The sequence below is a fragment of the Streptomyces thermocarboxydus genome, from assembly GCF_024760485.1.
In the GTDB taxonomy this organism is placed as follows: domain Bacteria; phylum Actinomycetota; class Actinomycetes; order Streptomycetales; family Streptomycetaceae; genus Streptomyces; species Streptomyces cellulosae.
This window is the reverse complement of record NZ_CP058273.1, coordinates 4,481,665-4,508,355: the sequence shown is the minus strand read 5'-3', so window position 1 is coordinate 4,508,355 and position 26,691 is coordinate 4,481,665. Positions and strand designations below refer to the sequence as shown.

Genomic DNA, 26,691 nt, shown 5'->3' with positions numbered 1-26,691 from the left:
ATCCCCCCAGAACTCGCGCCCGGAGCGCACAGGGAGAGGCTCCCGTGACTTTCCCGTGACCCGCGCGGTTCACTACCATCAGCCCACACGGCCAATTCGCCAGCGCCACAAGGGGATCGATATTCCGTGTCATCCGCGCTCCGTCCGTTGCTGACCGCCACCGCCGCGGGCACCCTGCTGTGCGCCCTGTGGTTCGTCCCGTCCGCGAACGCGACCTCGGACGCCCCCGCGCGGACCACGCCGTCCGCGAGCCCGTCCCCGCAGGTCACCGAGCAGGCGAGAGGCGTGTCGAGCGCGACGTCGGCCCAGCTGCAGAGCACCGGCCAGGAGGTCCGCCTCGCGGACACCGGCAGCTTCGACAGCACCCCGTACATCGTCGGCGGCACGGCCTGTCTGGCCCTCGGCGCCGGTTTCGTCGTCTACTCGGTCCGCCGGGAGCGCCTGGAGTTCTGAGCGCCCGTCCCACAGCACACAGGGGCCCCGCGGATCCGTCCGCGGGGCCCCTGCCGTGTCACTTCGGCGGCCGTGTCACTTCAGCGGGCCTGTGACCCCTTCCACGGCCTCGACCAGCCGCCCGTCCCGTACGAAGCTCTCCGCGGCGGCGAGGTCGGGCGCCAGGTACCGGTCCGGCCCGGGACCGCCCACACCGGCCTCCCGCAGCGCCTTCAGCACCGCACGGGTCGCCGGGGCGGGGGTGAGGCCCTCGCGCAGCTCCACGGCCCGTGCGGCGGCGTACAGCTCCACGGCGACCACCCTGGTCAGCCCGTCGACGGCGGTGCGCAGCTTGCGCGCCGCCGACCAGCCCATGGAGACGTGGTCCTCCTGCATCGCGGACGACGGGATGGAGTCCGCCGACGCCGGTACGGCGAGCCGCTTCAGCTCGCTGACCAGGGCGGCCTGGGTGTACTGGGCGATCATCAGCCCGGAGTCGACGCCGGCGTCGTCGGCGAGGAACGGCGGCAGCCCGTGGCTGCGGTTCTTGTCCAGCAGCCGGTCGGTACGGCGCTCCGTGATGGACGCGAGATCGGCGACGGCGATGGCGAGGAAGTCCAGCACGTAGGCGACCGGAGCGCCGTGGAAGTTGCCGTTGGACTCCACCCGGCCTCCCCCGGAGCCGAAAGCCTGGGAGGTATCCCCAGGCAGGACGACCGGGTTGTCGACGGCGGCGGCGAGCTCCCGCTCGGCGACCAGGCGGGCATGCGCGAGGGTGTCGCGTCCGGCGCCGGCGACCTGCGGGGCGCAGCGCACCGAGTAGGCGTCCTGGACCCGTGGCGCGTCGTCCTGGTGATGTCCCGTCAGGCCCGAACCCTCCAGCACGGCCAGCATGTTGGCGGCGCTGGCGGCCTGACCGGGGTGGGGGCGGATGGCGTGCAGCTCGGGGGCGAGCACCTTGTCGGTACCGAGCAGCGCCTCCAGGCTCAGCGCGGCGGTGACGTCGGCGGACCGGTAGAGAAGGTCCAGGTCGGCGAGGGCCATGACCAGCATGCCGAGCATGCCGTCGGTGCCGTTGAGGAGGGCGAGCCCTTCCTTCTCGCGCAGTTCGACGGGCCGGATGCCGTGCTCGGCGAGCAGCTCGCCGGCGGGCCGCACGGCGCCGTCGGGTCCCTCCGCCTCCCCTTCGCCCATCAGCGCGAGCGCGCAATGCGAGAGCGGGGCGAGGTCGCCGGAGCAGCCCAGGGAGCCGTACTCGTGCACCACCGGGGTGATCCCGGCGTTCAGTACGTCGGCCATGGTCCGCGCGACCTCGGGCCGGACGCCCGTGTGCCCGGAGCAGAGGGTCTTGAGCCGCAGGAACATCAGCGCGCGGACGACCTCACGCTCCACCCGCGGCCCCATGCCGGCGGCGTGCGAGCGGACGATGTTGCGCTGGAGCTGTGCGCGCAGGCCGGGGCTGATGTGCCGGGTCGCCAGGGCGCCGAAACCGGTGCTCACCCCGTACACCGGGTCGGGCCTGGCGGCCAGGGCGTCCACGATCCGGCGGGACGCGGCGAGGGCGGCGACCGCCTCCTCGGACAGTTCGACGCGGGCGCCGCCGCGCGCCACGGCCAGCACGTCGGACGCGGTCACGCCCGACGTCCCCACCACCACTGTGTGCATATCCATATTCAGGAGCCTACGCAGTGAATGCCTCACTGTCACCACCGGACCCGGGCCGCGCCCCTTACCCGGGCGCGTGCCGCCCGCGGAACCGGCGCCGCTCCCCGTCGGCCTCCCGCGAGGGTTCGTCCGCGAGCCGGACCACGGGGTCGTCCGGCCCCTCCCGCCCGGCCACCACGGGGTGCGCGGCCCGCTCGGCCTTGGCCCGGTACTGCGCCGCGTCGGCCAGCCGGAACAGCCGCCGCGCCGAGCGCACCGGCCCGATCGGATCCTCCGTGGACGCCACCCCGCACGCGACACCGTCGCCGATGCCCAGCTCCACGGCCCGCCGGCACACCTCGTCGGCCGCCTTCACCACCTCGTCGGCGGGCGGCCCCACCGCCAGCAAGCAGAACTCGTCCCCGCCGAGCCGCGCCGCCAGCGCGCCCGGCAGCCGCGCGCCGCACAGCGACAGCACGGTCCCGAACCGCTCCAGCAGCCGGTCCCCCACGGAGTGCCCGAGGGTGTCGTTGACCCGCTTCAGTCCGTTGACGTCGCACACCACCAGGCTGACGACGGCCCCGTCGCGCCGGTGCAGCTCGACCGCCTCGTCCAGCCGGGTGTCCACGGCCCGCCGGTTGGCGAGCCCCGTCAGCGAGTCCGTGAAGGCCAGCCGCCGCGCCTCCTCCAGCCGCTCGGTCTGCGCGATCCCCGCAGCCACCACGGCGGCCAGCACGGTCGCGAAGTCGGCGTCCGCCCGCCCGAACACGGGCTCGCCGACGGGCCGGGCCACGTACAGCTCGCCCCAGGCCCGCCCGTGCAGCACGATCGGCGCGACCACGCAGCAGCCGCGCCCGCGCCGCCGCAGCGCCGCGACCCGCTGATGGCAGTACCCGGCGCGCCCCTCCTCGGGGCCCTGCGCGGTCTCCACCCAGGCGTCGGGCTCACCCCCGCCGGCCCACTGCTCGTGCAGGAACTCGGTGATCTCGGCGAACTGGTGCACCGGGTACGACTCGTCCTCGGGGAACTCCTCCTCCCCCTCGGCGAGCTCGCCGACGTTCACCAGCACCCGCAGCCGTCCGAGCTCCCGCTCCCACACCGACAGCGCGGCGAAACTCCCGCCGAGGGCCCGGCGGGCCCCGCCGGCGGCGGCCCGCCACGCCTCCCGCGAACTGTGCGCGGCGGCCATGCCCTGAGCCAGCGCCACCACGGCCGCCAGCCGGCTCTCCTCACCCATTCCCCCAGATTAGGGAGATTTTCCGCTTATCGAGACATCGAGGTCACTCGCCCGGCCATTCCGGCCGCCGCTTCTCGTTGAAGGCGGCCACACCCTCGGCCCGGTCCCCGGAGAACGCCACGGACCGCCAGGCGGCGTCCTCGACCTCGAGCCCGGCCGGCAGATCGAGCCCGTGGCCGAGCCGCAGCGCCCGCTTGGCGGCCCGCAGCCCCACAGGGGAGTTGCCGGCGATCCGCGAGGCCATGGCGAGCGCCGCCTCCCGATCCCGCCCTTCCTCCACCAGCTCATCCACGAGCCCGATCTCCCGGGCCTCCTCGGCCTCGACCCGACGCGCGGTGAAGATGAGCTCGGCGGCCCGAGCCGACCCGACCCGCCGGGGCAGCAGCTGCGTACCACCGCCGCCCGGGATGACCCCGACGGACACCTCGGGCAGCCCCATCACGGCCGTACGGTCGGCCACGATCACGTCGCACGACAGAGCGAGCTCGCACCCACCGCCCAAGGCGAACCCGTGCACAGCGGCAATGGCGGGCACAGGCAGCTGCAACACCCCGGTATAGGCGGCCCGCGCCACAGGCCGCTGCCGCACCAGATCCGCATCGCTGAACGAGTTCCGCTCCTTCAGATCGGCCCCCACGCAGAACGCCCGCTCGTGCGACGAGGTCAGCACCACCGCCCGTACGTCACGGTCCTCGCCCAGCGCCGCACAGGCGCCGGCGACGGAACGGGCCATCTCGGTCGACACCGCGTTCATGGCCTTCGGCCGGTCGAGGACGAGCTCCGCGACATGCCCCCGCTCGTGCCGCCGCACCAGCACGAACTCCCCGAACCGTTCCTCACTCATGACACCCTCCGGTTAACGCGGGTTAACTTGGCTCGCCCCGATCATGGCAGCCGGGAGCCGCCGAGGAAAAGGGTCCACCCGTTCGAGTGACATACGACCGACTCGCCTGAGCCACACAGCCCCCGGCGCGTACCGTGCGCACACCGCAGGGGGGAGACACACCATGACACCGGACGAGACGCGCACCGTCCCCCGAGGACGCCACCGAAAAACCCGTCGCCGCCGGGCCCTCCTGGCCGCGGGCGCCCTGACCCTGACGGCGGGCGCGGCGACGCTGATCCACCTGTCGACTCCGGACGCCCCACCACGGGACACGAGGGCGGCCGCCCTCCCCTCGCCGGAGAGGAGCGGCGCCGCCACCACACCGGGGGAAGCGGATCCCCCCGGGGGCACGACACCCCCGCAGGCCCCGCGTCCGAACCCGAACCCGACGTCACCGAAAGCGCAGGGCGGGAAGGCGCAGGAGCCGCTCACACAGCAGTCGGCACCGCCACAGACGCCATCGGCACCAGCGAGCACCCGCACGGTGACGCCCCCGCCCGCACCCGAGACGTCACAGGCATCCGAACCCCCGCCGGAGCAGCCGCCGACACCACCTCCGCCGGCCACGACGCCTCCACCCCCGCCCCCGCCGCCCGGCGACGAGAGCAAGGACGAGGACGACGACCGCGGCCTCTGCCTCCCGCTGCTGAACATCTGCCTGGGCGGCTGAAGGCCACGCCGACGGTCAGTCGGCGGGGGCCTCCTCCGGGGGAGTCCTCCGGGACAGCAGCCAGGGCTCGACCACGCCGAGACCACGGACGGGCCGCTGATACATCGGCTGCAGCGCGAAGCGGTACTGGGGCGGCTCCTCACCCTCCTTCTCCGCCGCGGCGGCCGCCTCGGCTGCGGCGGCCTCACTGGCCGGCGCGTCACCGGTGCGGATGAGCTCCTGGGCGAAGTCGGCGTCGACGAGCACCGCGTCGCGGGGGGCTATGGAGGTCAGCCGGGAGGCGAGATTCACGGTTGTGCCGAAGACATCGCCCATCCGGGTGGTGACGGTGCCGAAGGCCATGCCGACGCGCAGTTCCGGCATCGTCTCGTCGTTCGCCATGGTCTCTATCAACCGCAGGGCGATCTCGGCGGCGGTCCCGGCGTCGTCGGCGGCGTACAGCACCTCGTCGCCGAGGGTCTTGATGAGCCGCCCGCCACGCGCGGCGACCAGGTCGGCGGCGGTCGTCTCGAAGGCCTCGACCAGCTCGCCGAGCTCCTCCTCCTCCATCCGCCGGGTGAGGCGGGTGAAGCCCACGAGGTCGGCGAAGGCGACAGCGAGCCGCCGGTCCACCATCTCCTCGTCGTCGGCCTCCTGCACCACCCGCCCGGCCGAGGCGGCGAGCTGCCGCCGCCACACGTACACGAGGAACTCCTCCAGCTCGGGCAGGAGCAGCTCGACGATCGGATACGTGACCTCGGTACGGGTCATGCCGGGCTCGGGCGGCTCCGTCAGCCCTTCGAGGAAGGAGTCGATCTGCCATTCGGCCAAACGCGCGGTGGTCTGGCCGGTGGACCGGGCGACCTGGACGGCCATGGCCTCGCTCAGCAGGCCGGCCTCCACCAGACCCGCGAGGCGGCGCAGGGCGAGGACGTCCGCCTCCGTCAGGGCCTTCGCCTGACCCACGTCGGCGAAGCCCATGGCACGCCAGAAGCGGGTGGCGAGCTCCATCGTGACGCCGGCGCTGCGGGCCGCCTGGAACGGCGTGTAACGGCGCTCGGCGCCCAGAATGAGCTGCTCGAGGCGCAGAGCAAGCGGATCCTCGCCGTCGCCCTGCGCGTCCGCACCGGAACCCGAGTCGTCGACGCTCACGCGTTGCTGCCCTTCCGATCTGTCACGGCCATGTCTCGACCGGGCTCAACTCTACGGCAGGTGTGCGGTAGCTCACTCCGTCAGGTTGGGCCGTGGGGGAGGTGGGGGGTGCGTGCCTTTGCTTACGGGCGGGGGGTGCGTTTTCGGCCACGGCTGTGGGACAGGGCTGGGTGTTGCACACCCGGCGCCTACGTATGCGCCCGGCGCGGGTGGGGTGGGGCGCTGCACACCCCGGAGCTTCGTCGGCACCCGGAGCTGGGGCGGCGGGTGGGGTGCTGCACACCCTGGAGCTTCATCCGTACCCGGAGCCGGGACGTCGGGCGGGCTGCTGCACACCCCGGAGCTTCTTAGGCACCCGGCGTGGGTGTGGGCCGGGGGGTGTCGGCGCACCTGGCGCCTGCAGGGTGCCGCCGCGCCCACCCTCCCCCACTCTCGGCTTCGCTCGAGCGGGAGGTACCCCCATCGCCCCAGCGGCACGAATGCCCGCAGTTGGCGGGGGCCCCGCCCCCGGTGTCGGTGTAGCCGCTCGCGGCGGGGAGGGGACGGGGTGGGGGTGGGCGCCCGCAGCGGCTGGCGCGTCCGCCCCGTTCACGTACAAGCTCGCACTCTCGCGCCAGACCGAGGACGACCGCCCCCACCGCGGCCCCGCACCCCCCACCACCCGTAGGCGCTACACCCGCCCCCACCGGACAGGTGGATGCGCCGCAGGCGTCAGACCGCAACCCCCACCGGCAGAACTCCGCCCACCGGCGACCACCACCTCACCCCGCCCGCAGATGCACGATGTCCCCCGCCCCCACCGGTTCCTGCACCCCCGCCTCCGTCGCCAGCACCAGCCGTCCGTCGCCGTCCACCGCGACCGCCTCCCCCACCAGCGCCCGCTCCCCCGGCAGCTCCGCCCGTACGCGCCGCCCCAGCGTCGCGCACCCCGCCGCGTACGCCTCCTGCAGCCCGCACGCCCCCGCGTCCCCCTCCGCCGCCCGCCAGCGCCCGTACCAGTCCTCCAGCCCCCGCAGCACCGCCCGCAGCAGCGGATCCCGATCGGTGCTCACAGCCCCCGCCAACGCCAGCGACCCCGCCGTAGGCACAGGCAGTTCCTCAGCCCGCAGGCTGACGTTCACGCCGACCCCCACCACGACACCCCCGTCACCAGCGGCCTCCGCCAGAATCCCCCCGGCCTTCCGCTCCTCTCCCCCCACGGTCACCAGTACATCGTTCGGCCACTTCAACGCCGTATCCACCCCGCCGGCCCGCGCCAGCCCCGCAGCCACCGCAACCCCCGTCAGCAACGGCAGCCACCCCCACCGCTCCATCGGCACCCCCGCATCCCCAGGCCGCAGCGACACGGAGAAGAACAACCCCGACCGAGCCGGAGCCACCCACTTCCGGTCCAGCCGCCCCCGAGCGGCGCTCTGCTCCTCCGCGACGAGCACAACCCCCTCCTCCAACCGGCCACCGCGCCCCGCCGACCCCGCCGACCTCGCCGACCTCGCCGACCCCGCCGACCCCGCCGACCGAGCGACAAGATCGGAGTTCGTGGACCCGGTCCGCTGCACCACGTCCACCTCCCGCCACAAACCCCCCTGCCGCACCAGCGCCCGCCGCAACGCAGCGGCGTTCAAGGGAGGCCGGTCAAGGTCGGACCACCGGCTACGACGCGGCTCAGGGGACTCGGAGTCATCTCGGGGTGTCATGCAACCCACACTAGGTGTGGGAAACACCGCACTGCCGAACACTCAGCCCCCCACTACGCTACGGATGAGTAACCGTCCCCCCCTTTTGAGCAGGCAGGGAGCCGCATCCCGATGTCCGAGCCGGAAGAGCAGCAGCCTGACATCCACACCACCGCGGGCAAGCTCGCGGATCTCCAGCGTCGTATCGAAGAGGCGACGCACGCCGGCTCCGCACGTGCCGTCGAAAAGCAGCACGCCAAGGGCAAGCTGACGGCCCGTGAGCGGATCGACCTCCTGCTCGACGAGGGAAGCTTCGTCGAACTGGACGAGTTCGCCCGGCACCGCTCCACCAACTTCGGCCTCGACGCCAACCGCCCGTACGGCGACGGCGTCGTCACCGGCTACGGCACGGTCGACGGCCGCCCCGTCGCCGTCTTCTCCCAGGATTTCACCGTCTTCGGCGGCGCCCTCGGCGAGGTCTACGGCCAGAAGATCGTGAAGGTCATGGACTTCGCGCTGAAGACCGGCTGCCCGGTCATCGGCATCAACGACTCCGGCGGCGCCCGCATCCAGGAGGGCGTGGCCTCCCTCGGCGCGTACGGGGAGATCTTCCGCCGCAACACCCACGCCTCCGGCGTGATCCCGCAGATCAGCCTGGTCGTGGGCCCCTGTGCGGGCGGCGCGGTCTACTCCCCCGCGATCACCGACTTCACGGTCATGGTCGACCAGACCAGCCACATGTTCATCACCGGCCCGGACGTCATCAAGACGGTCACCGGCGAGGACGTCGGCTTCGAGGAGCTGGGCGGCGCCCGCACCCACAACTCGACGTCGGGCGTGGCGCACCACATGGCGGGCGACGAGAAGGACGCGATCGAGTACGTCAAGCAGCTGCTCTCGTACCTGCCGTCCAACAACCTCTCGGAGCCCCCGGCCTTCCCCGAGGAGGCCGACCTCGAGGTCACCGACGAGGACCGCGAACTCGACACGATCGTGCCGGACTCGGCGAACCAGCCGTACGACATGCACACGGTCATCGAGCACGTCCTGGACGACGCGGAGTTCTTCGAGACGCAGCCCCTGTTCGCGCCGAACATCCTCACGGGGTACGGCCGTGTCGAGGGCCGTCCCGTCGGCATCGTGGCGAACCAGCCGATGCAGTTCGCCGGCTGCCTGGACATCACCGCGTCGGAGAAGGCGGCCCGCTTCGTGCGGACCTGCGACGCCTTCAACATCCCGGTGCTGACCTTCGTCGACGTCCCCGGCTTCCTGCCCGGCGTGGACCAGGAGCACGACGGCATCATCCGCCGCGGCGCGAAGCTGATCTACGCCTACGCGGAGGCCACCGTCCCGCTGATCACGGTGATCACCCGCAAGGCGTTCGGCGGCGCGTACGACGTCATGGGCTCCAAGCACCTGGGCGCCGACCTCAACCTGGCCTGGCCGACGGCCCAGATCGCGGTGATGGGCGCGCAGGGCGCCGTCAACATCCTGCACCGCCGCACCATCGCCGAGTCGGACGATCCGGAGGCGACCCGCGCGCGGCTGATGCAGGAGTACGAGGACGCGCTCCTCAACCCCTACGTCGCCGCCGAGCGGGGTTACGTCGACGCGGTGATCATGCCGTCCGACACCCGCCGCCACATCGTGCGCGGTCTGCGCCAGCTGCGGACCAAGCGCGAGAGCCTGCCCCCGAAGAAGCACGGCAACATCCCCCTGTAAGGAGCCGCTGTGACGATCAAGGTCGTACGGGGCAACCCGACCCCGGAGGAGCTGGCCGCCGCACTGGCGGTGGTCAGGGCGCGCGCCGCGGCGGCGGCCGCGCAGCCGTCCGGCGCGCCCACGATCCCCGACGCCTGGTCCGACCCGTCCCGCATCGCCGCGCGCCGTGTGCCCCAGCCGGGCCCGGCGTCGTGGTCACGGACGTACTGGCCGGGCGGCTGAAGCCCCACCGCGTCCTGAACGGGCCGTACGCACCGCGTGCGGCCCGTTCGCACGCGTACGGGCGTCCGGCGCCAAGTTGAGTACGCGTACTCAGGCGCCCCCCGCCACCTCCGCCGCACGCTGGAGGAATGCTGTGGTCCGACCCCGAGAACAAGCCGCCGAAGGAACTGCGCGACACGCAGGAGATGCTGCGGCGGCTGGGCGTTCTCATGGCTCTGGCGATGGTGGTCGCCATGGTGGTGATCGGCCTGCGGTGAGCCGCGCCTCCCGCCCGGCACGGGCCTCCCGTGATGCGGGATGAGCCGGACGGGCGACGCCGATACGCTGACCGCATGACAGATCAGCCGCGCCGCCGTCTCGTGCTCGCCTCCCAGTCCCCCGCCCGGCTCGGACTGCTCCGCCAGGCCGGGCTGACCCCCGAGGTGATCGTCAGCGGCGTCGACGAGGACGCCGTCTCCGCCCCCACCCCCGCCGAGCTGGCGCTGGCCCTGGCCGAGGCGAAGGCGTCCGTGGTGGCCGCGAAGCCCGAGGTGAAGGGCGCGCTGGTGATCGGCTGCGACTCGGTGCTGGATCTGGACGGCCAGGCCCTGGGCAAGCCGGAGGACGCCGAGGAGGCCACCGCGCGCTGGAAGGCGATGCGGGGCCGCGCGGGCACGCTGCAGACGGGCCACTGCGTCTACGACACCCTCAGCAGCCGCTACGCCTCCGCCACCGCCTCCACGGTGGTCCGTTTCGGCGAACCCTCGGACGAGGAGATCGCGGCCTACGTGGCCTCCGGCGAACCGCTGCACGTGGCGGGGGCGTTCACCCTGGACGGCCGTTCGGCGCCGTTCATCGACGGCATCGACGGCGACCACGGCAACGTGATCGGCATCAGCCTGCCGCTCGTACGGCGCCTGCTCGCCGAGCTGGGCGTGGGCATCACGGAGCTGTGGGCGCCGCAGAAGAGCTGACGGCCGTCAGGGAGCCGAGGGCGCCGCAGGAGGACTGAACGGCGGCGTCCCGGCGTCGACGGGCCCGTCGGACCCGCCGGGCTCACCGGCCTCGCCGGGCTCCTCCTGCCGCCCGTCGTACGTCATCAGGAGCAGCACGATCAGCGCGAGGACGACGACCATGGAGAGGAACGCCGTCCAGCCGATCAGCCCCCACGCGAACGCGCCCAGCAGCGCGTGCACGACCGCGGCGCTGATCAGCAGCACCCGGCCTAACCCGGCCGGGGCGCGGTCGCGCAGGGCGACCAGCAGGGCCACCAGGCCGCACGCGGCGAAGTAGAGCCCGAAGACGACCCCGCCGGCCTTCGACGACACCGACATCATGTCCGGGTCGAGACCGGCCAGCGACATGTCCTGCCGGTCGACGACGACCCCCAGGAACCAGTTCACCGCCAGTACGCCCAGCGCCTCGGCGAACAGCACGAGCGCGACGATCCACGCCACCGGTCTGCGGACCACCGGCCCCCACCCACTTTCGAGCACGACTCTGGTTACCCCGAGTACGTTCGGGACGAGGCGAAGGCTACTGAGAGGTAAACCTCGGTACAAGGGGCGTGCGGCGGGCAAAGAATCATTGGGCCATTCGTAGGGACTCCACAAAGAAACGAAGTGGGCCGCAGCACGCTCTCACAGAGACCTTGGCCACACGACGGGGCTAGGGTTCTCGGGAGGAGTCCTGCGTACCGAGGTGCGACAAGGGATTTCGCGGGTCGAGCGAGCCTCGTATCACGCTCCGTGTGGGCAAGCTCACCACTGGGGACGGGTCGAAGTGCCGTGTCGGCAGTCCCTAAACTCGGCTTGTTTCAAGGAGGGAGCCTCAATCGTGCGCAAGGTGCTCATCGCCAACCGTGGCGAAATCGCTGTCCGCGTTGCCCGGGCCTGCCGGGATGCCGGAATCGCGAGCGTTGCCGTCTACGCCGACCCGGACCGGGACGCTCTGCATGTCCGCGCCGCGGATGAGGCGTTCGCCCTGGGCGGTGACACTCCGGCCACCAGTTACCTCGACATGGACAAGGTGCTGAAGGCCGCGCGGGAGTCGGGGGCGGACGCGATCCACCCCGGCTACGGCTTCCTCTCGGAGAACGCCGACTTCGCCCAGGCCGTGCTGGACGCGGGCCTGATCTGGATCGGCCCGCCGCCGCAGGCCATCCGCGACCTCGGTGACAAGGTCGCCGCCCGGCACATCGCCCAGCGCGCCGGCGCCCCGCTGGTGGCGGGCACGCCCGACCCGGTGTCCGGCGCGGAGGAGGTCGTCGCGTTCGCCGAGGAGCACGGCCTGCCGATCGCCATCAAGGCCGCCTTCGGCGGTGGCGGGCGCGGCCTGAAGGTCGCCCGCACCCTCGAGGAGGTCCCCGAGCTGTACGACTCGGCCGTCCGTGAGGCGGTCGCCGCCTTCGGGCGCGGCGAGTGCTTCGTCGAGCGGTATCTGGACAAGCCGCGTCACGTGGAGACCCAGTGCCTGGCCGACAGCCACGGCAACGTGGTCGTCGTGTCGACGCGTGACTGCTCGCTGCAGCGCCGCCACCAGAAGCTGGTCGAGGAGGCCCCGGCGCCGTTCCTGTCGAAGGAGCAGAACGCCGAGCTGTACCGCGCCTCCAAGGCCATCCTGAAGGAGGCCGGCTACGTCGGCGCCGGCACGGTGGAGTTCCTCGTCGGCGTGGACGGCACGATCTCCTTCCTCGAGGTCAACACCCGCCTCCAGGTGGAGCACCCGGTGACCGAGGAGGTCTCCGGCATCGACCTGGTGCGCGAGATGTTCCGCATCGCCGACGGCGAGGAGCTCGGCTACGACGACCCGCCGCTGCGCGGTCACTCCTTCGAGTTCCGCATCAACGGCGAGGACCCGGGCCGCAACTTCCTGCCCGCCCCCGGCACCGTCACCGCGTTCGACCCGCCGTCGGGCCCGGGTGTGCGCCTGGACGCGGGCGTGGAGTCCGGCAGCGTCATCGGCCCGGCGTGGGACTCCCTGCTGGCGAAGCTGATCGTCACCGGCGCCACCCGTGAGCAGGCCCTGCAGCGCGCCTCGCGGGCCCTGGAGGAGTTCAAGGTGGAGGGCATGGCCACGGCCATCCCGTTCCACCGCGCGGTGGTCAAGGACCCGGCGTTCGCCCCCGAGCTGACCGGCTCCTCCGAGCCGTTCACGGTCCACACCCGCTGGATCGAGACGGAGTTCGTCAACGACATCAAGCCCTTCGCCTCGTCCGTGGACGCGGACGCGGAGGAGGAGGCGGGCCGTGAGACGGTCGTCGTCGAGGTCGGCGGCAAGCGCCTGGAGGTCTCCCTCCCGGCCTCGCTCGGCATGAGCCTGGCGCGCACCGGCCTGGCCGCCGGCGCCAAGCCGAAGCGCCGCGCCGCCCGCAAGTCGGGCCCGGCCGCCTCGGGCGACACCCTCGCCTCCCCGATGCAGGGCACGATCGTGAAGGTCGCGGTCGAGGAGGGCCAGGAGGTCCAGGAGGGCGACCTGGTCGTCGTCCTGGAGGCGATGAAGATGGAGCAGCCCATCAACGCCCACCGCTCCGGCACCGTCAAGGGACTGAACGCGGAGGTCGGCGCCTCGGTCACGTCCGGCGCCGCGATCTGCGAGATCAAGGACTGACGCGCACGTACAGCGCCCGGCGCCCTCCCGAGCGGGGGGTGCCGGGCGCGTTCGTGTACGCCGTTCAGCGCCGTCGCATGTCCGCCACCCGGGCGGCCCGCTCGGCGCCCTGGCCCTGGTCGGACGCGGCGCCCAGCGCCACGGCCGTACGCAGTCCGGGGCCCTGCCGCCTCGGGCCGGGCAGCGGGACGTCACGGCGCTGGCGCGCCGACGGCGGGCCGTCACCCGCCGCGCTGCCGTTTCCCCCCGGCGTCCCCGCGACGGCGATCTGCACGCCCTGGTCGGCGAGGGCCTGGAGCTCGGTCGCGGCACGGTCGTCGTGCGCGGGCGGCTCGTCGGTGACCAGACGGGTGATGAGGTCCGTGGGCACCGTCTGGAACATGGTGTCCGTGCCGAGCTTGGTGTGGTCGGCGAGGACCACCACCTCGGCGGCGGCCTGCACCAGCGCCCGGTCGACGGACGCCGACAGCATGTTGGACGTGGACAGCCCCCGCTCGGCCGTCAGGCCACTGCCCGAGAGGAAGGCCCGGGACACCCGCAGCCCTTGCAGGGACTGCTCGGCGCCGCTGCCGACGAGGGCGTAGTTGGAGCCGCGCAGCGTGCCGCCGGTCATCACGACCTCGACCCGGTTGGCGTGGGCGAGCGCCTGGGCGACCAGCAGGGAGTTGGTGACGACCGTCAGCCCGGGCACCCGGGCCAGCCGGCGGGCCAGCTCCTGCGTGGTGGTGCCCGCGCCGACCACGATGGCCTCGCCCTCCTCCACGAAGTTCGCGGCGAGGTCGGCGATGGCGGTCTTCTCGGCGGTGGCGAGATGCGACTTCTGCGGGAAGCCGGACTCGCGTGTGAAACCGCCCGGCAGTACCGCACCGCCGTGCCGGCGGTCGAGGAGTCCTTCTGCCTCCAGCGCGCGCACGTCCCGCCGTACGGTCACTTCGGAGGTCTGGACGACGCGGGCGAGCTCACGGAGCGACACGGCCCCGTTCGCTCGCACCATTTCGAGGATCAATTGGCGACGTTCTGCAGCGAACACGAAACTGACAGTAACGCCGACGACCGTCTGGTTTCAGCAGTTTGCGCTGAATAGCAGAAGTTGTTCGCACGGCCCCACAGCAAGTGGTATAGGGCCGGGTCAGGCCTCGCCGCCCGCCTTGCGTGTGTGCAACTGCCGCGCAACCTCGGCGATCGAGCCCGACAGCGACGGATACACGGTGAAGGCGTTCGCGATCTGTTCGACGGTCAGGTTGTTGTCGACCGCGATCGAGATGGGGTGGATGAGTTCCGAGGCGCGCGGCGCGACGACGACACCGCCGACGACGATGCCGGTGCCGGGACGGCAGAAGATCTTGACGAAGCCGTCGCGGATGCCCTGCATCTTGGCGCGCGGGTTGCGCAGCAGCGGCAGCTTCACGACACGGGCGTCGATCTTCCCGCTGTCCACGTCGGCCTGGGAGTACCCGACGGTGGCGATCTCAGGGTCGGTGAAGACGTTCGAGGAGACGGTCTTCAGATTCAGCGGCGCGACCGCGTCACCGAGGAAGTGGTACATGGCGATCCGCCCCTGCATGGCGGCCACCGAGGCCAGCGCGAACACACCCGTGACGTCACCGGCGGCGTAGACGCCCGGAGCGGTGGTGCGCGAGACCTTGTCGGTCCAGATGTGCCCGGAGTCGCGCAGCCGCACGCCGGCCTCCTCCAGGCCCATGCCCTCGGAGTTGGGGATGGCGCCGACGGCCATCAGACAGTGCGAACCGGTGATGACCCGCCCGTCGGCCAGCGTGACCTCGACGCGGTCGCCGACCCGCTTGGCGGACTGGGCGCGCGACCGTGCCATGACGTTCATGCCGCGCCGCCGGAAGACGTCCTCCAGCACGGCGGCGGCGTCCGGGTCCTCACCCGGCAGCACGCGGTCACGGGAGGACACCAGCGTGACCCGCGACCCGAGCGCCTGGTAGGCGCCGGCGAACTCGGCACCCGTGACACCGGAACCGACGACGATGAGCTCCTCGGGCAGCTCGTCGAGGTCGTACACCTGGGTCCAGTTGAGAATCCGCTCACCGTCGGGCCGGGCGTCGGGCAGCTCACGAGGATGCCCACCGGTGGCGATCAGAACGGCATCGGCGGTGAGCGTCTCCTCGGCCCCGTCCGCAGCGGTGACCACGACCTTGCGCGACCCGTCGAGCGCCTGCATCCCCTCGAGCCGCCCACGCCCGCGCATGACACGCGCGCCGGCGCGCGTCACGGACGCAGTGATGTCATGCGACTGCGCCAGAGCGAGCCGCTTCACACGCCGGTTGACCTTGCCCAGGTCGACGCCGACCACCCGGGCGGCCTGCTCCAGGGGCGGGGTGTCGTCGGCGACGATGATCCCCAGCTCCTCGTAGGAGGAGTCGAAGGTGGTCATCACCTCGGCCGTGGCGATCAGGGTCTTGGACGGGACGCAGTCGGTCAGCACCGACGCACCGCCCAGGCCGTCGCAGTCGACGACGGTCACCTCCGCGCCGAGCTGCGCGGCGACCAGCGCCGCTTCGTATCCGCCGGGTCCGCCACCGATGATCACGATCCGAGTCACGTACTCCATTGTCCCGCACACTTCACCGTGCGACCGCCCGGGGGTGCTTCCCCGGAGCCACGACCGTCCCGGCACCCCCTGCCGTACCCTTCCCCCATGTCGCTCTACGCCGCTTACGCCGGCAACCTCGACGCCCGGCTGATGTCGCGCCGCGCCCCGCACTCCCCGCTGCGGGCCACCGGCTGGCTCAACGGCTGGCGGCTGACGTTCGGGGGCGAGCACATGGGCTGGGAAGGCGCACTCGCCACCCTCGTCGAGGACCCGATCTCGCAGGTCTTCGTCTCCCTCTACGACATCGCGCCCATGGACGAGGAGTCCCTGGACCGCTGGGAGGGCACGGGCCTGGACATCTACCGCCGCACCCGCGTCCGCGTCCACACCCTGGACGGCGAGGAACACGCGTGGACGTACGTCCTCAACTCCTACGAGGGCGGCCTGCCCTCGGCCCGCTACCTGGGCGAGATCGCCGACGCGGCGGAGTCCGCCGGGGCGCCCCACGACTATGTGATGGAGCTCCGCAAGCGCCCCTGCTGACGGAAACGACACGACAACGATCGCCATCCCGTCACCTCCCACATCTACGCGCGTAGGCGAATTGCGGCTACCCTCGTCGACGTGAACGCTTCTCTTCTTCCGGACGACATCCAGGGCGACCCGTACGCCGCAGCCGACGCCGCCGCAGCCCGCCTGCGCGAACTCACAGGCGCCGAGACCCACGACGTCGCCCTCGTGATGGGCTCCGGGTGGGCCCCGGCCGCGGACGCGCTCGGTACCCCCGAGGCCGAGCACCCGGTCACCGAGCTGCCCGGCTTCCCGCCGCCGGCGGTCGAGGGCCACGGAGGCAAGATCCGCTCCTACCGCATCGGGGCGAAGCGTGCCCTGGTCTTCCTGGGCCGCACCCACTACTACGAGGGCCGCGGTGTCGCCGCGGTGGCGCACGGGGTCCGCACCGCGGTCGCGGCGGGCGCGAAGACGATCGTGCTGACCAACGGCTGCGGGGGCCTGCGCGAGGGCATGCGCCCGGGCCAGCCGGTCCTGATCAGCGACCACATCAACCTGACGGCGACGTCGCCGATCGTCGGCGCGAACTTCGTCGACCTCACGGACCTCTACTCGCCGCGTCTGCGCGCGCTGTGCAAGGAGATCGACCCGTCCCTCGAGGAAGGCGTCTACGCCCAGTTCCCCGGCCCGCACTACGAGACGCCCGCGGAGATCCGTATGGCCCGGGTGATCGGGGCGGACCTTGTGGGGATGTCCACGGTCCTGGAGGCGATCGCCGCGCGCGAGGCGGGCGCGGAGGTTCTGGGCATCTCCCTGGTGACCAACCTCGCCGCCGGTATGACGGGCGAGCCGTTGAACCACGAGGAGGTGCTCCAGGCGGGCCGGGACAGCGCGACGCGCATGGGCGCGCTGCTCACACAGGTGTTGGGCCGCCTGTAACCCCCTCTTGCAGCGGGGCTGCACGACACCCGGGGTGCATCTACGGGAGCTGGCGCCCCGGGGTGAGCAGGCACCGGCGTCGGTGCGGGCCAGGGGGTGTCGGCGCACCTGGCGCCAGCAGGGTGCCGCCGCGCCCACCCGTGCCGCCCCGGCGGCACGACTGCCCGCGGTCGGCGACACTGGCGGCCGCCGCCCGCCTGCCGCGCGCCCGCGGATGGCGGGGCGCGTGCCCGCGCCACCGGTGTCGGTGTAGCCGCTCGCGGCGGGGAGGGGACGGGGTGGGGGTGGGCGCCCGCAGCGGCTGGCGCGTCCGCGCCCTGCACGTACAAACACGCACTCTCGCGCCAGACCGAGGACGACCGCCCCCACCGCGGCCCCGCACCACCCACCGCCCGTAGGCGCTACACCCGCCCCCACCGGACAGGTGGATGCGCCGCAGGCGTCACACCGCAACCCCCACCGACGGGACGCACAGCGCGCTTCCCCAGCCCCACCGGGCGGAACCCGCGCCGCAGGCACCCGCCCCAGCCCCACCGGGTGTCGCAGGCACGCGACCCCAGCCCCACCGGGCGTCGCAGGCACGCGCCCCCACCCCCACCGGGCAGGGCACGAAGCCGACCCCAGCCCCGCCCCCATGCGAACCTGACAACACGACCACCGAGAGAGGCCGACCGACCGTGGAGAACGACGCGCTCATCGCACAGGCCCAGGCATGGCTCGCCGAGGACCCCGACCCGGACACCCGCGACGAACTCGCCCGCCTCATCGACTCCGGCGACCACGCCGAACTAGCCGCCCGCTTCGCCGGCACCCTCCAGTTCGGCACCGCCGGCCTCCGCGGCGAACTCGGCGCCGGCCCCCTCCGCATGAACCGCTCCGTGGTCATCCGCGCCGCCGCCGGCCTCGCCGCGTACCTCAAGAAGCAGGGAACCCCCCACGGGGACGACACGGCCGGCCTCGTCGTCATCGGCTACGACGCCCGCCACAAGTCACAGACCTTCGCCGAGGACACCGCCGCCGTCATGACCGGCGCCGGCCTCCGCGCCGCCGTCCTCCCCCGCCCCCTCCCCACCCCCGTCCTCGCCTTCGCCATACGGCACCTCGGCGCGGTCGCCGGCGTGGAGGTCACCGCCAGCCACAACCCGCCCCGCGACAACGGCTACAAGGTGTACCTGGGCGACGGCTCCCAGATCGTCCCCCCGGCGGACGCGGAGATCGCCGCGGAGATCGACGCCGTGGCGTCGTTGGACGACGTCCCCCGCCCCACCACCGGCTGGGAGACCCTCGACGACACCGTCCTCGACGCCTACCTCACCCGCACGGACGCCGTCCTCTCCAAGGACTCCCCCCGCACCGCCCGCACCGTCTACACGGCCATGCACGGCGTCGGCAAGGACGTCCTCCTCGCCGCCTTCGCCCGCGCGGGCTTCCCCACCCCCGACCTCGTCACCGAGCAGGCCGAGCCGGACCCCGACTTCCCGACCGTCGCGTTCCCCAACCCGGAGGAGCCCGGCGCGATGGACCTCGCCTTCGCGAAGGCCCGCGAGACGAACCCGGACCTGGTCATCGCCAACGACCCGGACGCCGACCGCTGCGCCGCCGCCGTGAAGGACGGCGGCGACTGGCGCATGCTCCGCGGCGACGAGGTCGGCGCCCTCCTCGCCGCCCACCTGGTCCGCCGCGGCGCGACCGGCACGTTCGCCGAGTCGATCGTCTCCTCCTCCCTCCTCGGCCGTATCGCCGAGAAGGCGGGCCTGCCGTACGAGGAGACCCTGACCGGCTTCAAGTGGATCGCCCGCGTCGAGGGCCTGCGCTACGGCTACGAGGAGGCCCTCGGCTACTGCGTGGACCCGGACGGCGTACGCGACAAGGACGGCATCACGGCGGCCCTCCTCCTCACGGAACTGGCGTCCGAGCTCAAGTCCGAGAACCGCACGCTCCTCGACCTCCTCGACGACCTCGCCGTGGAGCACGGCCTGCACGCCACGGACCAGCTCAGCGTGCGCGTGAAGGACCTCGGTCTGATCGCCGCCGCGATGCGCCGGCTGCGCGAGCAGCCCCCGACCGAGCTGGCGGGCCTGCGCATCACGAAGGCCGAGGACCTCAGCAAGGGCACGGACAAGCTCCCGCCCACGGACGGCCTGCGCTACACGCTGGACGGCGCCCGCGTCGTGGTCCGCCCCAGCGGCACGGAACCGAAGCTGAAGTGCTACCTGGAGGTGGTGATCCCGGTCGCCACCAAGGAGAACCTCCCCGAGGCCCGCACCAAGGCGACGACCCTCCTCACCGCCATCAAGCAGGACCTCTCCGAAGCCGCGGGCATCTGAGGGCGTCCAGAAAACCGAACCGAACGGGGGCGGCCCGAAACCGAACCGAACGGGGGCGGCCCGAAACCGGGCCGCCCCCACCGCTCTCACGGCCGGACCCTCAGCCCAGCCCCCACAGCACACCCAGCAGCACAGCGCCCGCCACCGCGGGCGCGATGATCTCGTAGGCCCACTTCACGCCGGCCTCCCCCTGCGCCCCGGCCTCCTGCTGCCGCCGCTCGTGCAGCTCTCGCAGCTCGTCCATGGCCTGGTCCGTCTCGGCCCGGCGCGGCCCGCCCGCCGCGGCGGCGGCACCAGCACCCAGGTCGGCGGCGCCCACCACGCCTCCGGAGGCACCAGCGGCTCCACGACCGCGCCCCGCCTCACCCTGCCCGGCGCGGGCAGCCGCACGGGCCGCCCGCGCCTCCTGCCGCGCCGCCTTGCTGCGGGCGCGAACGGAGACGGGCAGCGCCCACAGCTGGTACTTGGTGCCGGAGTCGTCGACGACCTCGTTGGAGAACCCGGACCGCAGCGAGGCGACCTGCCCCCACGGCAGCACGATCGTCCGCAGCGGGTTGCGGATGCGCAGCCGGTCGTCGTTGACGAAGACGGCGGGCCGCAGGGTGTAGGCGAACACCAGCGGCACGAGGAAGAGCATGGTGGCGAGGGCGAGCCAGGGCGTGCGGCCCTCGCCCACGACGACCGCGTCGATGCCGAGCCAGGCGATGACGGCGAGCACCAGCACGCCACCGACGACGCCTGCGGGCGAGCGGTAGACGCGGTCCTTGTACGGGGTCGTCGCGGTTCCGGCGGGCTTCGTGGGCTCCGGCTCGCGCGACGGGTCGGGGGTCGTCATGCCCCCGATTCTGCACGACCCCCGTCCCCGGCCCGAAGGCCGCTCACCCAGCCCCAGCTCGCACCGTCTCCCCCTGGAAACCCGCGGCCCCGGATCCGATCCGGGGCTGTACAGCCGCTACGCGCGTAGATATGCTCGTCTGGTGACCATGCCCACCACTGCACCCCACGCTCTGAGCGACGTCACCGCGTCCGACAGCACGCTGCGCCGTTTCCTCCACGGGCTGCCCGGCGTCGACGCGGTCGGCCTGGAGGCGCGTGCCGCCTCCCTCGGCACCCGCTCGATCAAGACGACCGCGAAGGCGTTCGCCATCGACCTCGCCATCTCGATGGTCGACCTGACGACGCTGGAAGGCGCGGACACCCCGGGCAAGGTCCGGGCGCTCGGCGCGAAGGCGGTCCGCCCCGACCCGACCGACCGCTCGGCGCCCCCCACGGCCGCGGTCTGCGTCTACCCCGACATGGTGGCCACGGCGAAGGAGGCCGTCGCCGGTTCGACCGTCAAGGTCGCCTCCGTCGCCACCGCCTTCCCGGCCGGCCGCGCCCCGATCTCCGTGAAGCTGGCGGACGTCCGTGAGGCCGTCGCCGCCGGTGCCGACGAGATCGACATGGTCATCGACCGCGGCGCGTTCCTCGCGGGGAACTACATGAAGGTGTACGACGAGATCACCGCCGTGAAGGAGGCCTGCGGGACGGACGCCCGCCTGAAGGTCATCTTCGAGACGGGCGAGCTGTCGACGTACGACAACATCCGCCGGGCGAGCTGGCTCGGCATGCTGGCCGGGGCCGACTTCATCAAGACCTCGACCGGCAAGGTCGCCGTCAACGCGACCCCGGCGAACACCCTGCTGATGCTGGAGGCGGTGCGCGACTTCCGTGCGCAGACCGGGATCCAGGTCGGCGTGAAGCCGGCCGGCGGCATCCGCACCAGCAAGGACGCGATCAAGTTCCTGGTCCTGGTCAACGAGACCGCGGGCGAGGACTGGCTGGACAACCACTGGTTCCGCTTCGGCGCCTCCTCGCTGCTGAACGACCTGCTGCTGCAGCGTCAGAAGCTGGCCACCGGCCGCTACTCCGGCCCCGACTACGTGACGGTGGACTGATCACCATGGCACCTGTTTTCGACTACGCCCCGGCGCCCGAGTCCCGCTCGGTCGTCGACATCGCCCCGTCCTACGGCCTCTTCATCGACGGCGAGTTCACCGAGGCGGCCGGCGGCAAGGTCTTCAAGACCGTCTCCCCCTCCTCCGAGGAGGTGCTCTCCGAGGTCGCCGAGGCGTCCGAGGAGGACGTCGACCGCGCGGTGCGGGCGGCCCGCAAGGCGTTCGAGAAGTGGTCCGCGCTGCCGGGCCCGGAGCGCGCGAAGTACCTCTTCCGCATCGCCCGCATCATCCAGGAGCGCAGCCGTGAGCTGGCCGTCCTGGAGACGCTGGACAACGGCAAGCCGATCCGGGAGACCCGCGACGCGGACCTCCCGCTGGTCGCCGCGCACTTCTTCTACTACGCGGGCTGGGCCGACAAGCTCGAGCACGCCGGCTACGGCGCGAACCCGCGCCCGCTCGGCGTGGCCGGCCAGGTCATCCCCTGGAACTTCCCGCTGCTGATGCTGGCGTGGAAGATCGCCCCGGCGCTCGCGACGGGCAACACGGTGGTGCTGAAGCCCGCCGAGACGACCCCGCTCTCCGCGCTGTTCTTCGCGGACATCTGCCGTCAGGCGGGTCTGCCGAAGGGCGTCGTCAACATCGTCACCGGTGACGGCCGCGCCGGAGCCGCGCTGGTCGCCCACCCCGACGTGAACAAGGTCGCCTTCACCGGCTCGACCGCCGTCGGCAAGGAGATCGCGCGCACGGTCGCGGGCACCCGCAAGAAGCTGACGCTCGAGCTGGGCGGCAAGGGCGCCAACATCGTCTTCGACGACGCGCCGATCGACCAGGCGGTCGAGGGCATCGTCAACGGCATCTTCTTCAACCAGGGCCAGGTCTGCTGCGCGGGCTCGCGTCTGCTGGTGCAGGAGTCGATCCACGACGAGCTGCTGGACTCCCTGAAGCGCCGGCTGTCCACGCTGCGCCTCGGCGACCCGCTGGACAAGAACACCGACATCGGCGCGATCAACTCCGCGGAGCAGCTGGCGCGGATCACCGCACTGGCCGAGCAGGGCGAGGCGGAGGGCGCCGAGCGCTGGTCCCCGGCCTGCGAACTCCCGGAGAACGGCTACTGGTTCGCCCCGACGCTGTTCACGAACGTCACCCAGGCGCACACGATCGCCCGCGACGAGATCTTCGGCCCGGTCCTGTCCGTCCTCACGTTCCGCACGCCGGACGAGGCGGTCGCCAAGGCCAACAACACGCCGTACGGCCTGTCGGCGGGCATCTGGACCGAGAAGGGCTCGCGCATCCTGGCCGTCGCAGGCAAGCTGCGCGCGGGCGTGATCTGGTCCAACACGTTCAACAAGTTCGACCCGACCTCGCCGTTCGGCGGTTACAAGGAGTCGGGCTTCGGCCGCGAGGGCGGCCGCCACGGCCTGGAGGCGTACCTCGATGTCTGAGAAGAACGAGAAGACCGAGAAGAACGAGCGCCTCTCCGTCTTCAAGACCTACAAGCTGTACGTCGGCGGGAAGTTCCCGCGTTCCGAGAGCGGCCGGGTGTACGAGGTGACTGACGCCAAGGGCAAGTGGCTGGCCAACGCACCGCAGTCGTCCCGCAAGGACGCCCGCGACGCGGTGGTCGCGGCCCGCAAGGCGTTCGGCGGCTGGTCCGGCGCGACGGCGTACAACCGCGGCCAGATCCTGTACCGGATCGCGGAGATGCTGGAGGGCCGCCGGGACCAGTACGTGCGGGAGGTCGGCGAGGCCGAAGGCCTGTCGCGTTCCAAGGCGGCGGCGCAGGTGGACGCGGCGATCGACCGCTGGGTCTGGTACGCCGGGTGGACCGACAAGATCGCCCAGGTGGTGGGCGGCGGCAATCCGGTCGCGGGCCCGTTCTTCAACCTGTCCTCCCCGGAGCCGACCGGCGTGGTCGCCGTGCTGGCCCCGCAGGAGTCGTCGTTCCTGGGCCTGGTCTCCGTGGTCGCCCCCGTCATCGCGACGGGCAACACGGCGGTCGTCATCGCGTCCGAGAAGGCTCCGCTGCCCGCGCTGTCCCTCGGCGAGGTGCTGGCCACGTCCGACCTGCCCGGCGGTGTGGTCAACATCCTCTCCGGCCGTACGGCGGAGATCGCCGCGCCTCTCGCCGCGCACCAGGACGTCAACGCGATCGACCTCGCGGGCGCCGACGAGGTACTGGCGAAGGAGCTGGAGATCGCGGCCGCGGACAACCTGAAGCGCGTTCTGCGTCCACAGCCTGTGGACGACTGGGCGGCCGCGCCCGGCACGGACCGTTTGACTGCCTTCCTGGAGACCAAGACGGTCTGGCACCCCACGGGTTCGCTGGGCGCGTCCGGCTCCTCCTACTGAGCCGCACACAGGGCCTCACGACGGGAGCGCCGTGCCCCTCCTCCGTCCGGGAGGGGCCGGCGCTCCGCCGTGTCGTGCCCGCCCTCAGCGCCTCAGCGTGTCGGTCACCGCGGCGACCCCGGGGATGGAGCCGACCGACTCCGCCTGGGCCACCGGCCCGGTCACCTCGCGCGACTCCACCCCGCGGAAGTCGGCGACCTGGGTGCCGAGGCCGTTGTCGAGCGGGTCCACGCCCGTGCCGGCGAGCGGGTTGGGCTTGAGGTCCGCGACCGTCCCGACGACCTGGCCGGCGTCGTCGGGCAGCACCTGCGCCTCCGCCGCGGAGGCTGCCGCCGCCGCGACGCCGAGCGCCGCTCCCGCCGTCGCGAGTACGGCCATGGAGCGCCGGACGACGGGCGTCCTGGGTGCCTTGTGTCGGGCCATCGCTGTGCCACCTCTTGACTTCGCAGGGTCAACCGTCGGACGCGCAGCGTAGTGGAGATGTGACGCGTGCTTCAAAGTCGGTCCGCCGGGTCGTACGCCACCCGCGCGATGCCTCACACTGGTGTCCTGTGAGTTCCCAGTCGCCCATATCCGCGCGAGTCGTGCTGCTCTGCGGCCCCTCCGGCTCCGGCAAGTCCCTCGTCTCGGCCCGCTCCGGCCTTCCGGTGCTGCGCCTCGACGACTTCTACAAGGAGGGCGACGACCCGACGCTGCCGCTGGTGGCGGGCACCTCCGACATCGACTGGGACGACCCCGCCTCGTGGGACGCGGACGCCGCGGTCGCCGCGATCGAGCGGCTGTGCAGGACGCGCACGACGCCGGTCCCGGTGTACGACATCTCGCTGAGCGCCCGTACCGGTGAGACGACCGTGGGCATCGGCGGGACGCCGTTGTTCATCGCCGAGGGCGTGTTCGCCGCGGAACTCGTGGACCGCTGCCGCGAGCTGGGGCTGCTGGCCGACGCGCTGTGCCTGAGCCGCGGTCCGGTGCGGACGTTCCGGCGCCGGTTCCTGCGGGATCTCAAGGAGGGCCGTAAGTCGGTGCCGTTCCTGCTGCGGCGCGGCTGGCGGCTGATGCGTCTGGAGCGCTCGATCATCGCCCGTCAGACGGCGCTGGGCGCGTACGCCTGCGACCGCGACGAGGCGCTGAGCCGCCTGGCCTCGGCGGCGGTCGCCGGACGGCCCGCGCCGACGACGACGCCCTGACGGCCCGGCGGCCGTAGGGTCCGTCAGAACGCGCCGATCAGCCGGTCCAGGACGAAGAACTCGGCCAGGTAGAACGCGCCGGCGAACACGGGCGCGAGCACGGCGCACAGCCACCACCGGCGCACCCCGGCGCGCGCGAGGTACGCGCTCAGACCGGCGGTGAGGAGCGCGCCGACGGCGAGGAACACCGTCGCCTCGCCCCAGTAGTGGAGCTTCACCCCCAGCCAGAGGCCCTCCCCCAGCACGACCATCGTCACAGCCGCGCCCGCCACCGCCCGCCGGTCGCCCTGCCCGTGCCGTACGGTCCAGCCGCCCCAGCCGAGCAGCGGGCCGCCCGCGACTCCGGCCGCGGACCAGACGACGGCGGTCCCGAGGGTGTCGCCGACCCCGGCGGTGAGGTAGTAGCCGGCGCAGGTGGCGAGCATCATCACGCCGCCGCTCCACACGGCGAGCCACCGGGTGCGGACGAGCGCACCGGCCAGGGCGGTCCAGACGATCCAGGTGGACACCGAGTTGGTGGCCCGCTCCAGCAGCGGCGTCGTGCCGTGGAGGGTGTACGTCGCCCAGCCGAGCAGCAGCCCGAAGGCCGTCACCGCGGCGAGGGCGACGGCGGGCGTGTCTCTGCGGGACGCGGTCACGGTCGTCATGGACCGCACTCTACACTCGACGTATACGCAGAGTGTGTAGTGGGTCGGCGAACGAAAAAGCGGGACCGCGTGACGGGCCCCCCGGCCCCGCGCAGTCCCGCCGTTTCCGCACCCCCCGTGGTGCTCCCCCTCCTTGTTCCCCCGTGCTCCCCCCGTGTTTCCCCGTGTTCCCCCGGATCCCCCGATCCCCGTTCACCGCGCGGACGCCCCCCGACGTCCTTGCGGCTCCCCCGTTCCCCCACCCTCAGGCGACAAGCTCCCCGAAGGCGTTCTCCTCGTCACGGCCGAAGCTGAGGACCTCGTCCTCGCGCAGCCGGCGGAGCGACCGCCAGATGCTCGACTTCACCGTGCCGACACTGATGTTGAGGATGTCCGCGATCTCCGGGTCCGTGCGGCCCTCGTAGTAGCGCAGGACCAGCATGGTGCGCTGGAGTTCGGGCAGCCGGGCCAGCGCCTGCCACAGGACCGCGCGCAGCTCGGTGCCGCGCATCGCGTCCGTGTCGCCGGCCGTCTCCGGCAGCTCCTCGGTCGGGTACTCGTTCAGCTTGCGGCGGCGCCACGCGCTGATGTGCAGGTTGGTCATGGTGCGGCGCAGGTAGCCGCCGACCGCCGCCTTGTCGCTGATCCGGTCCCACGCCCGGTAGGTCGAGAACAGCGCGCTCTGCAGCAGGTCCTCGGCCTCGAAGCGGTCGCCGGTCAGGTGGTAGGCGGTGGCATACAGGGAGGCGCGGCGCTCCTGGACGTAGGCGGTGAACTCCGCCTCGCTCACCGAGCGGCGCTCCCCCGGTTCCTCCCTGTACGCGGTTCCCCCGTCGGTGTCCCCCGTGGACGCGTCAACCACCGCCATGATCGCGGTGTGCTGACGCCCGGCGCCGCGAGCGCACCCCCGCATGCCCGCGGCGCCGGACTTCTCGGAACCCCGGTGCACGTCGTGCAGACGCGTGACAACTGCGCTGGTGCTGGTGCCGTGCAGCGTGTTCATCTCGCGCCCCCCGTCGTGGACTTCCGGTGTTCTCGCCTGCGGTTGTGC

General features: G+C 72.5%; 25 protein-coding genes. 13 read left to right on the top strand and 12 right to left on the bottom strand.

Annotated features, from left to right (window positions below; genetic code table 11):
* Positions 1-126 precede the first annotated feature (126 nt).
* Positions 127-453 carry an LAETG motif-containing sortase-dependent surface protein gene (locus AY578_RS20895; protein ID WP_026243989.1) on the top strand — a complete coding sequence of 109 codons (327 nt, stop codon included), beginning with the start codon at positions 127-129 and terminating at the stop codon, positions 451-453.
* 75 nt (positions 454-528) lie between these two features.
* Here AY578_RS20895 and hutH read toward each other — a convergent pair whose 3' ends face one another.
* From hutH to AY578_RS20870, 5 genes are all read right to left on the bottom strand, one after another.
* Positions 529-2,097, bottom strand: a complete 1,569-nt coding sequence (hutH, locus tag AY578_RS20890; protein ID WP_019525988.1) for a histidine ammonia-lyase — start codon at positions 2,095-2,097, stop codon at positions 529-531.
* A 64-nt stretch (positions 2,098-2,161) separates the two neighbouring features.
* A complete protein-coding gene (locus AY578_RS20885) occupies positions 2,162-3,313 on the bottom strand; it encodes a GGDEF domain-containing protein (protein WP_019525987.1) in 1,152 nt (383 codons plus the stop codon).
* Positions 3,314-3,356: 43 nt separating this feature from the next.
* On the bottom strand, positions 3,357-4,157 hold the full coding sequence (locus AY578_RS20880) for an enoyl-CoA hydratase/isomerase family protein (RefSeq protein ID WP_028959633.1): 801 nt from the start codon (positions 4,155-4,157) through the stop codon (positions 3,357-3,359).
* A 727-nt stretch (positions 4,158-4,884) separates the two neighbouring features.
* Entirely contained in the window at positions 4,885-6,000 is a 1,116-nt protein-coding gene (locus tag AY578_RS20875) for an adenylate/guanylate cyclase domain-containing protein (protein ID WP_028959632.1), read from the bottom strand.
* 761 nt (positions 6,001-6,761) lie between these two features.
* Positions 6,762-7,694 carry a biotin--[acetyl-CoA-carboxylase] ligase gene (locus tag AY578_RS20870; RefSeq protein WP_161232873.1) on the bottom strand — a complete coding sequence of 311 codons (933 nt, stop codon included), beginning with the start codon at positions 7,692-7,694 and terminating at the stop codon, positions 6,762-6,764.
* 111 nt (positions 7,695-7,805) lie between these two features.
* Between AY578_RS20870 and AY578_RS20865 the strand changes: the two genes are divergently transcribed.
* The 4 genes from AY578_RS20865 to AY578_RS20850 all read left to right on the top strand — a co-directional run bounded on the left by AY578_RS20865 (position 7,806) and on the right by AY578_RS20850 (position 10,570).
* Positions 7,806-9,395 carry an acyl-CoA carboxylase subunit beta gene (locus tag AY578_RS20865; RefSeq protein ID WP_019527735.1) on the top strand — a complete coding sequence of 530 codons (1,590 nt, stop codon included), beginning with the start codon at positions 7,806-7,808 and terminating at the stop codon, positions 9,393-9,395.
* Between the two features lie 9 nt (positions 9,396-9,404).
* Positions 9,405-9,617 carry an acyl-CoA carboxylase epsilon subunit gene (locus AY578_RS20860; protein WP_019527736.1) on the top strand — a complete coding sequence of 71 codons (213 nt, stop codon included), beginning with the start codon at positions 9,405-9,407 and terminating at the stop codon, positions 9,615-9,617.
* 128 nt (positions 9,618-9,745) lie between these two features.
* On the top strand, positions 9,746-9,874 hold the full coding sequence (gene mmpB / locus AY578_RS20855; protein WP_019527737.1) for a morphogenic membrane protein MmpB: 129 nt from the start codon (positions 9,746-9,748) through the stop codon (positions 9,872-9,874).
* Positions 9,875-9,949: 75 nt separating this feature from the next.
* Positions 9,950-10,570 carry a Maf family protein gene (locus tag AY578_RS20850; RefSeq protein ID WP_258903796.1) on the top strand — a complete coding sequence of 207 codons (621 nt, stop codon included), beginning with the start codon at positions 9,950-9,952 and terminating at the stop codon, positions 10,568-10,570.
* Positions 10,571-10,576: 6 nt separating this feature from the next.
* Here the strand turns inward: AY578_RS20850 and AY578_RS20845 are convergent, their stop codons facing one another.
* Positions 10,577-11,068, bottom strand: coding sequence for a hypothetical protein (locus AY578_RS20845; protein WP_258903794.1), 492 nt, complete (start codon positions 11,066-11,068; stop codon positions 10,577-10,579).
* Positions 11,069-11,432: 364 nt separating this feature from the next.
* Between AY578_RS20845 and AY578_RS20840 the strand changes: the two genes are divergently transcribed.
* Complete coding sequence (locus tag AY578_RS20840) at positions 11,433-13,205, top strand: acetyl/propionyl/methylcrotonyl-CoA carboxylase subunit alpha (RefSeq protein WP_019527740.1); 1,773 nt, start codon at positions 11,433-11,435, stop codon at positions 13,203-13,205.
* Between the two features lie 64 nt (positions 13,206-13,269).
* Here AY578_RS20840 and AY578_RS20835 read toward each other — a convergent pair whose 3' ends face one another.
* Entirely contained in the window at positions 13,270-14,235 is a 966-nt protein-coding gene (locus AY578_RS20835) for a DeoR/GlpR family DNA-binding transcription regulator (RefSeq protein WP_078504712.1), read from the bottom strand.
* A 99-nt stretch (positions 14,236-14,334) separates the two neighbouring features.
* Positions 14,335-15,783 (bottom strand): NAD(P)H-quinone dehydrogenase, encoded by a 1,449-nt coding sequence (locus AY578_RS20830; protein ID WP_019527742.1) that lies wholly within the window; start codon positions 15,781-15,783, stop codon positions 14,335-14,337.
* 87 nt (positions 15,784-15,870) lie between these two features.
* Between AY578_RS20830 and AY578_RS20825 the strand changes: the two genes are divergently transcribed.
* The 3 genes from AY578_RS20825 (at position 15,871) to AY578_RS20815 (ending at position 19,541) form a co-directional block, all read left to right on the top strand.
* A complete protein-coding gene (locus tag AY578_RS20825) occupies positions 15,871-16,308 on the top strand; it encodes a gamma-glutamylcyclotransferase family protein (RefSeq protein WP_019527743.1) in 438 nt (145 codons plus the stop codon).
* An 81-nt stretch (positions 16,309-16,389) separates the two neighbouring features.
* Positions 16,390-17,214 carry a purine-nucleoside phosphorylase gene (locus AY578_RS20820; RefSeq protein ID WP_019527744.1) on the top strand — a complete coding sequence of 275 codons (825 nt, stop codon included), beginning with the start codon at positions 16,390-16,392 and terminating at the stop codon, positions 17,212-17,214.
* A gap of 677 nt (positions 17,215-17,891) precedes the next feature.
* Positions 17,892-19,541, top strand: a complete 1,650-nt coding sequence (locus AY578_RS20815) for a phospho-sugar mutase (RefSeq protein ID WP_258903773.1) — start codon at positions 17,892-17,894, stop codon at positions 19,539-19,541.
* Positions 19,542-19,641: 100 nt separating this feature from the next.
* Here AY578_RS20815 and AY578_RS20810 read toward each other — a convergent pair whose 3' ends face one another.
* Positions 19,642-20,376: a PH domain-containing protein gene (locus AY578_RS20810; protein ID WP_019527784.1), complete on the bottom strand. Its 735-nt coding sequence runs from the start codon at positions 20,374-20,376 to the stop codon at positions 19,642-19,644.
* A 148-nt stretch (positions 20,377-20,524) separates the two neighbouring features.
* Between AY578_RS20810 and deoC the strand changes: the two genes are divergently transcribed.
* Genes deoC through AY578_RS20795 form a run of 3 tightly spaced genes read left to right on the top strand, consistent with a single transcriptional unit; the run spans position 20,525 to position 23,827 of the window.
* Positions 20,525-21,478, top strand: a complete 954-nt coding sequence (gene deoC / locus AY578_RS20805) for a deoxyribose-phosphate aldolase (RefSeq protein WP_019527785.1) — start codon at positions 20,525-20,527, stop codon at positions 21,476-21,478.
* Between the two features lie 5 nt (positions 21,479-21,483).
* Entirely contained in the window at positions 21,484-22,920 is a 1,437-nt protein-coding gene (locus AY578_RS20800; protein WP_258903770.1) for an aldehyde dehydrogenase family protein, read from the top strand.
* The gene (locus AY578_RS20795) at positions 22,913-23,827 is read left to right on the top strand and encodes an aldehyde dehydrogenase family protein (RefSeq protein ID WP_136239166.1); all 915 of its coding nucleotides are present in this window, start codon (positions 22,913-22,915) and stop codon (positions 23,825-23,827) included. The genes AY578_RS20800 and AY578_RS20795 overlap by 8 nt, the downstream gene beginning before the upstream one ends.
* Before the next feature lie 84 nt (positions 23,828-23,911).
* Here AY578_RS20795 and AY578_RS20790 read toward each other — a convergent pair whose 3' ends face one another.
* Entirely contained in the window at positions 23,912-24,250 is a 339-nt protein-coding gene (locus AY578_RS20790) for a hypothetical protein (RefSeq protein ID WP_168713462.1), read from the bottom strand.
* Positions 24,251-24,309: 59 nt separating this feature from the next.
* On the opposite strand from AY578_RS20790, the gene AY578_RS20785 reads away from it, so the two are divergent.
* On the top strand, positions 24,310-25,014 hold the full coding sequence (locus tag AY578_RS20785) for a uridine kinase family protein (RefSeq protein WP_168713461.1): 705 nt from the start codon (positions 24,310-24,312) through the stop codon (positions 25,012-25,014).
* Positions 25,015-25,037: 23 nt separating this feature from the next.
* Here the strand turns inward: AY578_RS20785 and AY578_RS20780 are convergent, their stop codons facing one another.
* Both AY578_RS20780 and AY578_RS20775 read right to left on the bottom strand, forming a co-directional pair.
* Positions 25,038-25,661, bottom strand: coding sequence for a DUF6518 family protein (locus AY578_RS20780; RefSeq protein ID WP_258903750.1), 624 nt, complete (start codon positions 25,659-25,661; stop codon positions 25,038-25,040).
* 244 nt (positions 25,662-25,905) lie between these two features.
* A complete protein-coding gene (locus AY578_RS20775) occupies positions 25,906-26,643 on the bottom strand; it encodes a SigE family RNA polymerase sigma factor (RefSeq protein ID WP_019527791.1) in 738 nt (245 codons plus the stop codon).
* Positions 26,644-26,691 lie beyond the last annotated feature (48 nt).

Excerpts from the sequence above, each read along its gene's own strand:
- AY578_RS20885 (WP_019525987.1), bottom strand. The coding sequence starts at position 3,313 with ATGGGTGAGGAGAGCCGGCTGGCGGCCGTGGTGGCGCTGGCTCAGGGC.
- AY578_RS20775 (WP_019527791.1), bottom strand. The coding sequence starts at position 26,643 with ATGAACACGCTGCACGGCACCAGCACCAGCGCAGTTGTCACGCGTCTG.
- deoC (WP_019527785.1), top strand. The coding sequence starts at position 20,525 with ATGCCCACCACTGCACCCCACGCTCTGAGCGACGTCACCGCGTCCGAC.
- AY578_RS20865 (WP_019527735.1), top strand. The coding sequence starts at position 7,806 with ATGTCCGAGCCGGAAGAGCAGCAGCCTGACATCCACACCACCGCGGGC.
- AY578_RS20780 (WP_258903750.1), bottom strand. The coding sequence starts at position 25,661 with ATGACGACCGTGACCGCGTCCCGCAGAGACACGCCCGCCGTCGCCCTC.
- AY578_RS20850 (WP_258903796.1), top strand. The coding sequence starts at position 9,950 with ATGACAGATCAGCCGCGCCGCCGTCTCGTGCTCGCCTCCCAGTCCCCC.
- AY578_RS20800 (WP_258903770.1), top strand. The coding sequence starts at position 21,484 with ATGGCACCTGTTTTCGACTACGCCCCGGCGCCCGAGTCCCGCTCGGTC.
- AY578_RS20830 (WP_019527742.1), bottom strand. The coding sequence starts at position 15,783 with ATGGAGTACGTGACTCGGATCGTGATCATCGGTGGCGGACCCGGCGGA.
- AY578_RS20790 (WP_168713462.1), bottom strand. The coding sequence starts at position 24,250 with ATGGCCCGACACAAGGCACCCAGGACGCCCGTCGTCCGGCGCTCCATG.
- hutH (WP_019525988.1), bottom strand. The coding sequence starts at position 2,097 with ATGCACACAGTGGTGGTGGGGACGTCGGGCGTGACCGCGTCCGACGTG.
- AY578_RS20870 (WP_161232873.1), bottom strand. The coding sequence starts at position 7,694 with ATGACACCCCGAGATGACTCCGAGTCCCCTGAGCCGCGTCGTAGCCGG.
- AY578_RS20810 (WP_019527784.1), bottom strand. The coding sequence starts at position 20,376 with ATGACGACCCCCGACCCGTCGCGCGAGCCGGAGCCCACGAAGCCCGCC.
- AY578_RS20880 (WP_028959633.1), bottom strand. The coding sequence starts at position 4,157 with ATGAGTGAGGAACGGTTCGGGGAGTTCGTGCTGGTGCGGCGGCACGAG.
- mmpB (WP_019527737.1), top strand. The coding sequence starts at position 9,746 with ATGCTGTGGTCCGACCCCGAGAACAAGCCGCCGAAGGAACTGCGCGAC.
- AY578_RS20795 (WP_136239166.1), top strand. The coding sequence starts at position 22,913 with ATGTCTGAGAAGAACGAGAAGACCGAGAAGAACGAGCGCCTCTCCGTC.
- AY578_RS20825 (WP_019527743.1), top strand. The coding sequence starts at position 15,871 with ATGTCGCTCTACGCCGCTTACGCCGGCAACCTCGACGCCCGGCTGATG.